The sequence below is a fragment of the Allokutzneria sp. NRRL B-24872 genome (genome assembly GCF_002155965.1).
Classification (GTDB): Bacteria; Actinomycetota; Actinomycetes; order Mycobacteriales; family Pseudonocardiaceae; genus Allokutzneria.
On sequence record NZ_MUMH01000048.1, the window covers coordinates 126,722 to 139,376 of the forward strand.

The following is a 12,655-nucleotide window of genomic DNA, read 5'->3' on the forward strand; positions in this document are numbered from 1 at the left end:
CCACCTCAACGAGTCATTCAGCCCACAAGCGCCGACGGGGGTCAGGCGGGTTTGCGGCGGCGGGCGGCGGCTCCGGCGGAGGCGAGGAAGAGGCCGACCGCGGCTACGGCGATGTGCGCCCACGGCGAGTAGGGGGTGGCCCAGCGCATCAGGAACCACTCCTGGCCGTTGAACGCCTTGGTGATGACGAGCGAGCCGATGCCCTGGACGATGAGGATGATTCCGATGACTTCCCGCATGGGGTCAACGGTGCCCGCGCGGACGGCCGATCCCATCAATCGACGGGGTCAGCGCGGTGTCGGTGGACCGGTTGACCCGAAGGCCCTGCGGTAGGCGCTCGGATTGGTGCCGCGCAGTCGCGTGAACTGGTGGCGCAGCGCGGCGGCGGAGCCGTAGCCGCACGCGACGGCGATCTCGTCGACGCTCAGCGCGGTCTCCTCCAACATCCGCTGCGCGCGGTCGAGCCTGCGCTGGGTGAGCCAGCGGTGCGGCGTGGTGCCGGTCCCGGCGGCGAAGCGGCGCAGGAAGGTCCGCTCCCCCAATCCGGAGCGCCTGGCCAGCTCAGCGACGGTGACGGGCTGGTCGAGCCGTCGTTCGATCCACTCCAGAAGCTCGGCGAGCACGTCGTCCTCGGCAACCGGGACCGGCGTCTCGACGAACTGCGCCTGGCCGCCTTCGCGGTGCGGCGGAGCGACCATCCGGCGGGCGAGCACGGTCGCGGCGCGCAGCCCTCTGGTGCGCCGCACGATGTGCAGGCAGAGGTCCACGGCGGCCACGGTGCCCGCGCTGGTGAACACTCCGGAGTCCTCGACGTAGAGCGCGCTCGGATCGACCAGCGCACGCGGAAACCGTTGGCGGAACTCGGTTTCGTAGACCCAGTGGACGGTGCAGCCGCGCCCGTCGAGCAGCCCGGCGTGGCCGAGCATGAAGACCCCGGAGCAGAACGCCGCGACCAGGGACCCGCGAGCGGCGGCTCCGGTGATCAGCTCCGCGACGGTGGGCGACGGCGCCTGCGTGCGGTCGACGCACGTGGGCAGGATGATCAAGTCCGCGGCGGCGGCCACGTCCAGGTCGGCGAGGTCGGTCAGGCCGAAGCCGGACCAGCCCCGCGTCGGGCGCCCACCGGGCGAGCACACGGCGAAGTCCCACCCGGCGATCCCGTCGGCGCTGCGGTCGGTGCCGAAGACCTCGCACGCGACGCCCAGTTCGAAGGGCGACACCACGCCGTCGACCACCACGGCGACCCGGTCAACGCTCAGCTCGGCCATGCCGGACAGGCTACGTCAGAAGCTTTGCGACACATGTCATCTCTGCCACTCGTCGCCGCGCCCCGTCCGGCGGAGCATTTCGGCCATGACGACCACGATCACCGCACCGAACACGAAGCGCGCCACCCTGGAGTGGGCGGGCGCGATGGCCCTCTCCGGCACGATCGGCGTCGCGGTCGTGGAGTCCGGCGCGGCGGCACCCGCGGTGGCCTTCGCGCGCTGCCTCGTCGGCGGGCTGCTACTCGCGCTGTGGTGCGCGTGGAAGGGCTGGCTGAGCCTGTCCGCACGGGACCTGCACCTCGCCGCGCTCGGTGGCGTGCTGCTGGTGGCGAACTGGGTGCTGCTGTTCGCCTCGTACTCGCACTCTTCGGTCTCGGTGGCCACGGTCGTCTACCACACGCAGCCGTTCCTGCTGCTGGGCTTGGCGGGCGTGGTCCTCGGCGAGAAGGTGCGCGGGCGCGACCTCGGCCACGGAGCGATCGCCTTCGCGGGCGTGGTGCTGATCTCCTTGGGAGGTCAGGGAATGAACGGCAAGCCGGTGGACGTCGTCGGCATCGCGCTCGCCCTCGGCGCCGCTGCTCTTTACGCAGGAGCCTCGCTCGTGGCCAAGCAGCTCTCGCACGTGAAGCCCCACCTGGTGGCAGCCGTGCAGTGCGCGGTCGGCGCGCTCGTGCTGGCCCCCGCGCTGCTGTTCACGCCGCTGCCCGCCTTCGGCCCCGGCTGGTGGTGGCTGCTGGTGCTCGGCGTGGTGCACACGGCGCTGATGTACGTGCTGATGTACCGCAGCATCGGCGTTCTGCAGACCGCGACGGTGGCCCTGCTGTCGTTCCTCTACCCCGCCGTGGCGCTCGTGGTCGACGTCGTGGTCTACGCGCACCACGTGACGCTGGTGGAGGCGTTGGGCATGCTCGCGGTGCTCGTCGGCGCGCTCGCCCACAAGCTGCCGAGCCGGACATGACGAAGGGGCGGGCGCATCATGCGCCCGCCCCTGTCACAACCGGAGATCAGTGGTGGTCGGGACCCACGTGGTACTCGAAGAGCAGCCCCGCGACCATGATCAGCACGAGGACCGCGCCGATGCCGATCATCCACGGCTCGAAGAACGCCAGCGACACACCGGTGAAGGCCGCCGCGAGCGCCAGGCCGAACGGCCAGTAGCTGCCGGGGGAGAAGAAGCCCAGCTCGCCGGCGCCGTCGCTGACCTCGGCGTCCACGTCGTCCTCGGGCCGCTGCTCGATGCGGCGCGCGACGAAGCGCAGGTAGGTGCCGACGATCAGGGTCAGACCACCGGTGAGGCTGATCGCCACGGTGCCGACCGGCTCGTGCGACCAGACGCCGTAGCCGATGGCCGCCACTAGGCAGAACGCCGTGACCAGATCGAAGATCCGTGCCTCGGTCCTCATGGAATTGCCCTCGCTCTCGAATCCGGCTCGACGCTCAGCGGCCGGACGCGGTGCCCGCGGTGCGGTCGGTGTTGAACGGCTTGGTCGTGATCGCCTGCGGGGAGCACAGCTCGCCGCAGTTCAGCTCGGCCAGCGCCTCGGCGGCGGTGTACGGCTTCGCGGTCTTGGCGTTGTTCGTTGCCCGCAGGGCCATGTAGCGGTCGAAGACGTCCGACGGCAGGCCACGGACCTCGAAGTTCATCACCGCGTGATAGGTGCCGCAGAGCTCGGCGCAGCGGCCGACGAACGCGCCGGGGGTGTCGATCCGGTTCTGGAAGACGTTGTCCTGGTTGTTCTTCTTCGGGTACGGGAAGGTGTCCCGCTTGAAGAGGAAGTCCGGGACCCAGAACGAGTGGATGACGTCCTTGGACTGCAGCGTGTACCGCACGTTCTTGCCGGTCGGCAGCACCAGCAGCGGGATCTCCGAGCTGGAGCCCACGGTGCTGATCTGCTGCCCGGTGGAGTTCTTGTGCTTCGCGTCGGTGTAGGTGAACTCCCAGTTCCACTGGAACGAGGTCACCGTGACGTTGACGTCGGCGGGCTCGTCCTTGGAGTTGACGAAGTTCTGCGTCACCGCGGTGAAGTAGAAGAGCACCACGACGATGATCGTCGGGACGGTGATGTAGACCATTTCCAGCGGCACGTTGTACTGCGTCTGGCGAGGGAACTCCTCGCTCTTCTTCCGGTGGAAGATGATCGACCAGAGGATCAGGCCCCAGACCAGCACGCCCATGGCGAGTGCCGCGACGACCGACCAGGTCCAGAGCTGGCGCATCTGCTCGGCCTGCGGCGTGACGCCCTCGGGCCACCCGAAGCGCAGGACCTCCTCGGTCGAACAGCCGGTGGCGACGAAGGCCACCACACCGACCAGGGCGAGAACCTTGGTCAGGCGCGCTGCGCGTGCCGTGAGCACGTGACGCTCCTCCTTGCGGCTCACTGCCGACGCCTCCTCGCTGCGGTTGACGGCCCACCTACGACGTCGGCGGAGATCGGAGCTCACAGGCTGCGACCTGCGCCAACAACGGGCCGACGAAGTCATGCGGGAGCCTAGCTCAGCGGGTGCGCGCTCACCTGCCCGGGGTTGCCTGCCTACGGATGCGGATTCCCCTGACGCGACAGGCCTGTCAAGCCCCCGAGCGACTTTCGGCATACTGGGCGCTTGGGCGCGTTCGCGACACGCCCTGGACCGATGAACGTCACCCCGACGGCGGGACCGCTCTCCCCCGGGCGCCGCTGTTCGACACGAGAGGTGCGCGAGAAGCGTGTGCGGCCTGCTGGGACTTGTTTGCGCTCCCCACAACAACACCGCGGCGGCGGTCAACGCCGTCGCCAACGCCCTGCACTGCCAGCGGCACCGCGGTCCGGATGAAAGCGACACCTGGCACAACGAGTCGGTGGTGTTCGGCTTCAACCGGCTCTCGATCATCGACATCGAGCGGTCCCACCAGCCGCTGCAGTACGCCAACGGGCGCTACACGATCGTCTTCAACGGCGAGATCTACAACTACCTGGAGCTGAGGGCGGAGCTGGTCGCGCAGTACGGCGCGCGCTTCGCCACCGACGGCGACACCGAGACGATCGTGGCGGCCTACCACCACATGGGCCCGTCCATGGTGTCCAGGCTGCGCGGCATGTTCGCGTTCATGATCTGGGACGCGGAGAAGCGCGTCATCTTCGGCGCCCGCGACCCCTTCGGCATCAAGCCGCTGTTCTACGCGCAGGGCCCCAACGGCATCGCCTTCGCCAGCGAGAAGAAGAGCCTGCTCGACCTGGCGGGCGGCCTCGGCATCCAGCCGCAGCTGGACCGGACCGCGCTGCAGCACTACCTGATCATGCAGTACGTGCCCGAGCCCGCGACGATGCACACGAAGATCCGCCGCATCGAGTCCGGCACCTCCTTCACCGTCGCGCCGGGCGGCTCGCTGATCACCGAGCGGTACTTCAACCCGCAGTTCACCGCGCGCACGCTGCGCGGCTCCAGCGAGGTCTCCCAGCTGCACAAGCAGATCGCCGACGTGATGCGTGACTCCGTCGCCAAGCACATGCGCGCGGACGTCACCGTCGGCTCCTTCCTCTCCGGCGGCATCGACTCCACGGTCATCGCCACGCTGGCCAAGGAGCACAACCCGGACCTGATCACCTTCACCACCGGCTTCGAGCGCTCCGGCTACTCCGAGATCGACGTCGCCGCCGAGTCGGCCGCCGCGATCGGGGTGAAGCACGTGGTCCGCACCGTCTCCGCCGAGGAGATGATGCAGGCGCTGCCGCTGATCACCTGGTACCTGGACGACCCGGTCGCCGACCCGGCGCTGGTGCCGCTGTGGTTCATCGCCCGCGAGGCGCGGCAGTACGTCAAGGTCGTGCTCTCCGGTGAGGGCGCCGACGAGCTCTTCGGCGGCTACACCATCTACCGCGAGCCGCTGTCGCTGGCGCCCTTCGAGAAGGTGCCCGGCGCGCTGCGCTCGGTCATGGGCAAGGTCTCCAAGCGCATCCCGGACGGCGTGCGCGGCAAGGACCTGCTGCGCCGGGGGGCGCTGTCGTTGGAGGAGCGCTACTACGGCAACGCGCGGATCTTCCGCGACGACCAGATCCAGGCCGTGCTCAAGGGCTACGACCCGGCGATCCGGCACACCGACGTCACCGCGCGCCCGTACCGCGAGTCGGCGGGCTGGGACCCGGTGACCCGGATGCAGCACGTGGACCTCTTCACCTGGCTGCGCGGCGACATCCTGGTCAAGGCCGACAAGATGACCATGGCGAACTCGCTGGAGCTGCGGGTGCCGTTCCTGGACCCGGAGGTCTTCAAGGTCGCCTCCACGGTCCCGCTCGAGCAGAAGATCACCAAGGAGACCACGAAGTACGCGCTGCGCAAGGCGATGGAGCGCATCGTGCCCGCGCACGTGCTGCACCGCCGCAAGCTCGGCTTCCCGGTGCCGATCCGGCACTGGCTCAAGGACGAGATGCACGACTGGGCGCGCGAGATCGTGCAGGGCTCGGGCACCGACCACCTGATCGACAAGGCCGCGGTCATGCGCATCCTGGAGGAGCACCGCTCCGGCGTGCTCGACCACAGCCGCCGCATCTGGGCGCTGCTGGTCTTCATGATCTGGCACGGCATCTTCATCGAGCGCTCGATCCAGGTCCGGGTTCCCGAGCCGCACTACCCCGTCAAGCTCTGACCGCGTGAAACGAAAGAAGCCCCCGCCGCGCGGAGGGGGCTTCTTCGTGTCTTGGTGCTACGCGGGGAGCATCGGGGCGATCTCCTCGGCGGCCTCCGGGCCGTAGGCCTCGCTGAGGCGGCGCAGGCCCTCGGCGCGGTCGAAGCTCCACTCCTGGGTGCCCACGGTCTCCAGCACGTTGACCGCGATCAGCGAGCCGAGCTGCGCGGCGCGCTCCAGCGGCAGGCCGCGGCTGAGCCCGGCGAGGAACCCGGCGCGGAAGCCGTCGCCGACACCGGTCGGGTCGGTCTTGGCGGTCTCCGGGACGGCCTGGACCTGAAGGGCGCCGACCTCGCGGCCGACGATCTCCACGCCCTTCTCGCCGAGGGTGGTGACGCGCATGCCGACCTGGTCGAGCACCTCGTCCTCGGTCCAGCCGGTCTTCTTCAGCAGCAGCTGGAGCTCGTAGTCGTTGGTGAACAGGTACTTCGCGCCGGTGACCAGCTTGCGGGCCTGCTCGCCGTCCATCCGCGCGAGCTGCTGCGAGGGGTCGGCGGCGAAGGCGTAGCCGCGCTGGCGGCACTCCTCGGTGTGCCGCAGCATCGCCTCGGGGTCGTTCGGGCTGATCAGCACGAGCTCCAGCTCCCCACCCGCGCGCGCGGCGACCGGGGACAGCTCGATCTGGCGGGCCTCGGACATCGCGCCCGCGTAGAACGAGGCGATCTGGCACATGTCGTCGTCGGTGGTGCAGACGAAGCGCGCGGTGTGCTTGGTCTCGGAGGTGTGCACGCCGGAGCAGTCGACGCCGTGGCGCTCCAGCCAGGAGCGGTAGTCGGCGAAGTCCGCGCCGACCGCGCCGACCAGGACCGGGCTGTGGCCGAGCACGCCCATGCCGAAGGCGATGTTGGCCGCGATGCCGCCCCTGCGCACGACGAGGTCGTCCACCAGGAAGCTCAGTGACACGCGGTCGAGCTGGTCGGCCACGAGCTGCTCGGCGAACCGGCCGGGGAAGTGCATCAGGTGGTCTGTTGCGATGCTTCCGGTGATCGCGACGGGCACGAAAGGGTCTCCTCGTTCGGCGGTGACGGCGTCTGACCAGCCGACTCACCCTTTCAGGTGCACACCGGCCAACCGCGAAGACTACTGCTTGGTAGAGCTGTTCCACACCCGCCGTGAGTCATAACGTCCTCGATGTGACCAGCACCGAACCCAGCACCATCGCAGAGTTGATCAAGGATTGCGCGGACCTGCCCGACTCCCTCATGGCCAGCTCAGGGGCCGTTCCGCAGCAGCGCGCGGCGGCGCCGTGGCGGGTGAGCGAGGCCAACACCGCCCAGGTGCGTGAGATGGACGACTACGGCTGCTGAGCCGTAAGTCTGGACAAACGAAGAGGACCGCGAGCCGGGCTCGCGGTCCTCTCGTCGTTGAGGGCTCCTAGTTGAAGGAGTCCCCGCACGCGCAGGAGCCGGTGGCCTGCGGGTTGTCGATCGTGAAGCCCTGCTTCTCGATGGTGTCGACGAAGTCGATCACCGCGCCGTCGACGTAGGGGACGCTCATCCGGTCAACGGCGACCTTGAGGCCGTCGAAGTCGCGGAAGGCGTCGCCGTCGAGCGTGCGCTCGTCGAAGAACAGCTGGTAGCGGAGGCCGGCGCAGCCGCCGGGCTGGACGGCGATGCGCAGGTGCATGTCGTCCCGGCCCTCCTGCTCCAGCAGGGCCTTGGCCTTGGAGGAGGCCGCCTCGGTCATCGTCACGCCGTGGGTCGGCGTCTCGGTGCCGGTTTCCTGCGCAGAAGTCATGGTTCTCCCTCGGTCTTCCTGAGGCGCTACCTCGGCTGCAACGCATCGGATGGCCTGCTTGTTCCAGATCCATGGTGGCACATCCGAAGTCAGCGCCCGCCCCACTGCCCGGCCACGTGGGCGGCCAGGTCGGCGAGCGTGCCCGCGGGGTCGGCGAGCGAGGCCGCGACCGAGCCGGCGTGCTCGGCGACCGCATAGGAGTCCTCGATGCCGACAGCGGCCGATTCGCGCCTGCCCACGCTCACCTGACCGGCCAGGACGAGGCACGGGAGGCCGCGTTCGGCGGCTCCGGCGGCCACGGCGGTGATCAGCTTCCCGCGCAGCGACTGCCAGTCGAAGCTGCCCTCGCCGGTGATCGCCAGCTGCGCCGAGTCCAGCGCGGAGTCCAGCCCAGTGAGTTCGCGCACAAGTCCGGCCCCTGAGACGACCTCGGCGCCGAGCGCGAGCAGTCCGGCGCCGAGCCCACCGGCCGCCCCGGCGCCCGCTGTGCCGCGGACGTCCTTGCCCGTGGCCTCGGCGAGCACGTCCGCCCAGCGGCTCAGCGCGACTTCGAGTGCTTCGACCTCTGCGGCGTCGGCGCCCTTCTGCGGCCCGAAGGTGTTCGCGGCGCCGTGCCTGCCCAGCAACACGTTCTCCACGTCGGAGGCCATCACCAGGCGCGCGGGGAACTCGGGGACCTCCGTGAGCTTCGCGCAGTCCTTGAGCGGTCCACCTCCCGGCGGCAGCTCCGCGCCGTCCTCGTCGAGCGGGGCGAACCCGAGTGCTGCGAACAGCCCGGCTCCGCCGTCTGTGCTCGCCGAGCCGCCGAGCCCGATCACCACCGTGTGCACGTTCTTCGCGAGCGCCTCGGTGACCAACTCCCCGACTCCGCGCGTGGTGGCCCGCGAGGCGTCGCGATCGGCAGCGGGGACGAGGTGCAGGCCGCACGCCTGCGCGCACTCGATATATGCGGTGCCTTCGTGTTCGAGCCACTCCGCGTCGACGCGCGCTCCGAGCGGCCCGGTCACCTCGACGCGGTGCACAGTGCCGCCGAGCGCGGTGTGCAGCACCTCGACGAAACCGGGGCCGCCGTCGGCGAGCGGCCTCAGCACGAGCTCGTCGTCGGGGGCGGATCGCTTCCACCCCAAGGAAATCGCCTCTGCGGCGGCGCGTGCCGAGAGGGTGCCGCCGAAGCAGTCGGGCGCTACGAGAATCCGCACTTGGCGGACGGTACATCCTCACAATTCGACCTGTCCTACTCTGTACGCCGTGAGGTTCCTTCGCCGCAGCGCAGCCGCCGACCCCGCGAACTCCGCAGAGGAGGTCGTGGAGGTGAACGCGGACGTCATCGACGGCCCGAAGGGGCACACCACCGGCAAGGGCAAGCCGACCCCCAAGCGCCGTGAGGCCGAGGGTCGCCGTCGCGGTCCCGTCCCGGCGCCGCCGCGCACGCAGCGCGAGGCGCTGCGCCGGATGCGCGGGAACCAGGCCAGCAAGGAAGAGCGCCGCAAGGCCGCCCAGTTCCGCCGCGAGCGGATGATGGCCGGTGACGACAAGTACCTGCTGCCGCGCGACCGCGGTCCCGTGCGCGCGTACGTCCGCGACCTGGTGGACTCGCGGCGCAACCTCATGGGCCTGTTCATGCCGCTGGCCATCGTGGTGTTCATCGCGGTGCTGACGCCGAACGTCGTCGTGCAGCAGTACGCCAGCCTCGCGTGCATGTTCATGCTGCTGGCCATGCTGATCGAGGGCGTCATGCTCGGCCGGATGGTCGCCAAGCAGGCTCGGCAGAAGTTCCCCGACGAGACCTTCAAGGGCTTCGCGCTCGGCTGGTACGCCTTCACCAGGGCGACGCAGCTGCGCAAGCTCCGCGTGCCCAAGCCGAGGGTCAGCTACAAGAAGTAGGTGGCGCGGCTCACACCCCTGGAGCGCACTCCAGGTACTTAGCGAGGCGAACGAACCCGGTCTAGGCTCGTGGCATGGAGTTTCGTCGTCTCGGCCGCAGCGGCCTTTCCGTCAGTGCCATCTCCTACGGCAACTGGATCACCCACGGCTCGCAGGTCGAGGAGGACCAGGCGCACGCCTGCGTGAAGGCCGCCTTGGACGCGGGCATCACCACCTTCGACACCGCCGACGTCTACGCCAACACCAAGGCCGAGTCGGTGCTCGGGCGCGCGCTCGCCGGGCAGCGCCGGGAGAGCCTGGAGATCTTCACCAAGGTCTTCTGGCCGACCGGCCCCGGCGGCGAGAACGACCGGGGCCTCGGCCGCAAGCACATCATGGAGTCGGCCAACGCCTCCCTGAAGCGGCTCGGCACCGACTACGTCGACCTCTACCAGGCGCACCGCTTCGACAAGTCGGTGCCGCTCGAGGAGACGATGCTGGCGTTCTCCGACCTCGTGCGCCAGGGCAAGGTCCTCTACGTCGGCGTCTCCGAGTGGAACGCCGAGCAGATCACCCGCGGCGCCGCGATCGCCCGCGAGCTCAACGTCCCCTTCATCTCCAACCAGCCGCAGTACTCCGCGCTGTGGCGGATCATCGAGTCCCAGGTCGTCCCGGCCAGCGAGCGCGAGGGCATCAGCCAGATCGTCTGGTCGCCCATCGCGCAGGGCGTGCTCACCGGCAAGTACAAGCCCGGCCAGCCCGTGCCCGCCGGTTCGCGCGCCACCGACGAGGGCGGCGGCAAGAACTTCGTCGCCCGCTTCCTGCGCGACGATGTCCTGGAGAAGGTGCAACTGCTCGAACCCATCGCCGCCGAGGCCGGGCTCACCATGGCCCAGCTCGCCGTCGCCTGGGTCCTGCAGAACCCCAACGTCGCTTCGGCGATCATCGGCGCGTCCCGCCCCGAGCAGGTCACCGAGAACGTCAAGGCCGCAGGCGTGAAGCTCGACGCCGAGGTCATGAAGAAGATCGACGAGGCCCTCGACGGCGTCATCGAGTACGACCCCCGCCTCACCATCACCCCGTGACCCCACCGAACTGAACGAGTCATTCAGCACGTGGGCCAAGCCCCGAACGACCCGTTCAGTGCGTCGGCCGCCCTCAACGGGTCGTTTGGTGCACCGGAAGCCCTGAACGACCCGTTTGGTGCGTTGAACGCACTGAACGGGCCGTTCAGGGCGTTCAAGTACCCGAAGGGGCCGTTCGGGGAGTCGAGTACCTGAACGAGTCATTCGGGTACTTGGAAGGAGCTGAATGAGTCATTCGGGGCGCCCAAGTACCTGAATGAGTCATTGGGGGCGTTGACGTACCTGAATGACTCGTTCAGCACGCTCAACCACATGAACGAGTCATTCAGGGCGTTGGACCACATGAACGAGTCATTGAGGTGGTCACTGCTCCGGCGGGTGCAGGCTCATGGGGCCGTAGACGGGGGTGTCGCCGTCGAGGAGGGTGACCTGGTCGACGCCGCCGTCGAGGAGGTCGGGCCAGTTCTCCTCCAGCCACTGCTCGGCCTCGGTCTGGTCGTCGAACTCCTCGACGGGGCCGATCACGTCGACCTCGGTCGAATCCTGGTAGCGCCAGCGGTATCCCACGTCGCTCTCCCTCTCGCTAAGCCAACGCAACCTCGCTAAGCCACCGCAACGGTAACGTGGCGCCGGTGAGTCGACGCACGCTCGTGCTCGGCGGCGCCCGCTCCGGCAAGTCGGCCCATGCCGAGGGATTGGCGCCAGCCGACCCCTCGGTGACCTACGTGGCGACCGCCCGCAGGCGCGCCGACGACGCCGATTGGGAAGCCCGCATCGCCGAGCACGCCCACCGCCGCCCGGAGTGCTGGAAGACGGTCGAGACGGCCGACGGGCCCGCGCTGCCGGATGTGCTGGCCAAGGCAGGCGAAAAAGAGCTGCTGCTGGTGGACGATCTCGCGACCTGGCTGACCGAGGTGCTGGACGCGGCGGGCGCGTGGGACGGCGGCTCCAGGGAGCCCGTGCACGCCGAAGTGGAGCGACTGACCACAGCGTTGAGCAGGACCGAAGCGCGGGTGGTGCTGGTGTCTGCGGAGGTCGGCCTGGGAGTCCACCCCGCGACTCCTTCTGGCAGGCTCTTTCGCGACGAGCTGGGCAGGCTGAACGCCCGCGTCGCCGAGGTGTGCGACACGGTCACGTTGCTGGTGGCGGGAATCCCGCTGCGGCTGCGCTGACCGCCCCGAATATGGAGGTTCGAGTGGCTGAAGACAGCACTGACAGGGCCGACGCAGGCGTCTTCCCGCCGATCACCCCGCCCGACGACGAGGTCCGCGAGCGCGCGGTGGCCCGGCACGCGCAGCTGACCAAGCCGCAGGGCTCGCTCGGCCGCCTCGAAGAGCTCGGCGCGTGGGTCGCGGCCTGCCAGGGCGAGTGCCCGCCGAAGCCGTTCGAGCGCGCCCGCGTGGTGGTCTTCGCGGGTGACCACGGCATCGCCGCGCAGGGCGTCTCGGCCTACCCCAGCGAGGTCACCGCGCAGATGGTGGCCAACTTCCTCGCGGGAGGCGCGGCGGTCAACGTGCTCGCCGCAGCGGCGGGAGCGACCGTGCGCGTCGCCGACATCGCGGTCGCGGGCGAGACCGCCCCGATGGTCAGCAAGTACAAGGTGCGCAACGGTTCCGGCCTCATCGACCGCGAGGACGCGCTCTCCCAGGAGGAGACCGCCGCCGCGATCCGCGCGGGCCGCGACATCGCCGACGAGGAGATCGACGGCGGAGCGGACCTCCTCGTCGCCGGGGACATGGGCATCGGCAACACCACCCCCTCGGCCGTGCTCATCGCGGCGCTCACCGGGTCGGAGCCGGTGGCCGTCGTCGGGCGCGGCACCGGCATCGACGACCAGGGCTGGATTCGCAAGACCGCCGCGATCCGCGACGCGCTGCGCCGGGCCCGCAAGGTCGGCGCCGACCCCGTCGGCCTGCTGCGCACCGCGGGTGGAGCCGACATCGCCGCCATCGCGGGCTTCCTCGCCCAAGCCGCCGCGCGCCGCACGCCCGTGGTGCTCGACGGCGTCGTGGTCGGCGCGGCCGCGATGGTCGCCGAGGAGC

General features: G+C 69.7%; 15 protein-coding genes. 7 read left to right on the forward strand and 8 right to left on the reverse strand.

Going from position 1 to position 12,655, the window contains the following annotated elements:
* Positions 1–41: 41 nt before the first annotated feature.
* Positions 42–239, reverse strand: coding sequence for a hypothetical protein (locus CCN37_RS14225; RefSeq protein ID WP_143261600.1), 198 nt, complete (start codon positions 237–239; stop codon positions 42–44).
* 48 nt (positions 240–287) lie between these two features.
* Positions 288–1,259 (reverse strand): GlxA family transcriptional regulator, encoded by a 972-nt coding sequence (locus tag CCN37_RS14230; RefSeq protein ID WP_086821250.1) that lies wholly within the window; start codon positions 1,257–1,259, stop codon positions 288–290.
* Between the two features lie 94 nt (positions 1,260–1,353).
* On the opposite strand from CCN37_RS14230, the gene CCN37_RS14235 reads away from it, so the two are divergent.
* Entirely contained in the window at positions 1,354–2,226 is an 873-nt protein-coding gene (locus CCN37_RS14235; protein ID WP_246843034.1) for a DMT family transporter, read from the forward strand.
* Positions 2,227–2,272: 46 nt separating this feature from the next.
* On the opposite strand, the gene CCN37_RS14240 is transcribed toward CCN37_RS14235, so the two are convergent.
* Positions 2,273–2,671 carry a cytochrome c oxidase subunit 4 gene (locus CCN37_RS14240; RefSeq protein ID WP_086821227.1) on the reverse strand — a complete coding sequence of 133 codons (399 nt, stop codon included), beginning with the start codon at positions 2,669–2,671 and terminating at the stop codon, positions 2,273–2,275.
* A 34-nt stretch (positions 2,672–2,705) separates the two neighbouring features.
* Positions 2,706–3,623, reverse strand: a complete 918-nt coding sequence (locus CCN37_RS14245) for a cytochrome c oxidase subunit II (protein WP_246843035.1) — start codon at positions 3,621–3,623, stop codon at positions 2,706–2,708.
* Positions 3,624–3,972: 349 nt separating this feature from the next.
* Between CCN37_RS14245 and asnB the strand changes: the two genes are divergently transcribed.
* Positions 3,973–5,889, forward strand: coding sequence for an asparagine synthase (glutamine-hydrolyzing) (gene asnB, locus CCN37_RS14250; RefSeq protein WP_086821228.1), 1,917 nt, complete (start codon positions 3,973–3,975; stop codon positions 5,887–5,889).
* 57 nt (positions 5,890–5,946) lie between these two features.
* On the opposite strand, the gene CCN37_RS14255 is transcribed toward asnB, so the two are convergent.
* Positions 5,947–6,885 (reverse strand): carbohydrate kinase family protein, encoded by a 939-nt coding sequence (locus CCN37_RS14255; RefSeq protein ID WP_086821253.1) that lies wholly within the window; start codon positions 6,883–6,885, stop codon positions 5,947–5,949.
* Between the two features lie 176 nt (positions 6,886–7,061).
* On the opposite strand from CCN37_RS14255, the gene CCN37_RS39835 reads away from it, so the two are divergent.
* On the forward strand, positions 7,062–7,235 hold the full coding sequence (locus CCN37_RS39835) for a hypothetical protein (protein WP_168200662.1): 174 nt from the start codon (positions 7,062–7,064) through the stop codon (positions 7,233–7,235).
* 67 nt (positions 7,236–7,302) lie between these two features.
* On the opposite strand, the gene CCN37_RS14260 is transcribed toward CCN37_RS39835, so the two are convergent.
* Positions 7,303–7,665, reverse strand: coding sequence for an iron-sulfur cluster assembly accessory protein (locus CCN37_RS14260; RefSeq protein ID WP_086821229.1), 363 nt, complete (start codon positions 7,663–7,665; stop codon positions 7,303–7,305).
* An 89-nt stretch (positions 7,666–7,754) separates the two neighbouring features.
* A complete protein-coding gene (locus tag CCN37_RS14265) occupies positions 7,755–8,864 on the reverse strand; it encodes a glycerate kinase (protein ID WP_168200663.1) in 1,110 nt (369 codons plus the stop codon).
* A 49-nt stretch (positions 8,865–8,913) separates the two neighbouring features.
* Between CCN37_RS14265 and CCN37_RS14270 the strand changes: the two genes are divergently transcribed.
* A complete protein-coding gene (locus CCN37_RS14270; RefSeq protein WP_086821230.1) occupies positions 8,914–9,549 on the forward strand; it encodes a DUF3043 domain-containing protein in 636 nt (211 codons plus the stop codon).
* Positions 9,550–9,623: 74 nt separating this feature from the next.
* Positions 9,624–10,613, forward strand: a complete 990-nt coding sequence (locus CCN37_RS14275; RefSeq protein WP_086821231.1) for an aldo/keto reductase family protein — start codon at positions 9,624–9,626, stop codon at positions 10,611–10,613.
* A gap of 363 nt (positions 10,614–10,976) precedes the next feature.
* Here the strand turns inward: CCN37_RS14275 and CCN37_RS14280 are convergent, their stop codons facing one another.
* Entirely contained in the window at positions 10,977–11,180 is a 204-nt protein-coding gene (locus CCN37_RS14280) for a hypothetical protein (protein ID WP_086821232.1), read from the reverse strand.
* Positions 11,181–11,245: 65 nt separating this feature from the next.
* On the opposite strand from CCN37_RS14280, the gene cobU reads away from it, so the two are divergent.
* On the forward strand, positions 11,246–11,785 hold the full coding sequence (cobU, locus tag CCN37_RS14285) for a bifunctional adenosylcobinamide kinase/adenosylcobinamide-phosphate guanylyltransferase (RefSeq protein ID WP_086821233.1): 540 nt from the start codon (positions 11,246–11,248) through the stop codon (positions 11,783–11,785).
* Between the two features lie 23 nt (positions 11,786–11,808).
* A partial coding sequence (locus CCN37_RS14290; protein ID WP_246843036.1) for a nicotinate-nucleotide--dimethylbenzimidazole phosphoribosyltransferase occupies positions 11,809–12,655 on the forward strand: 847 nt, incomplete at its 3' end.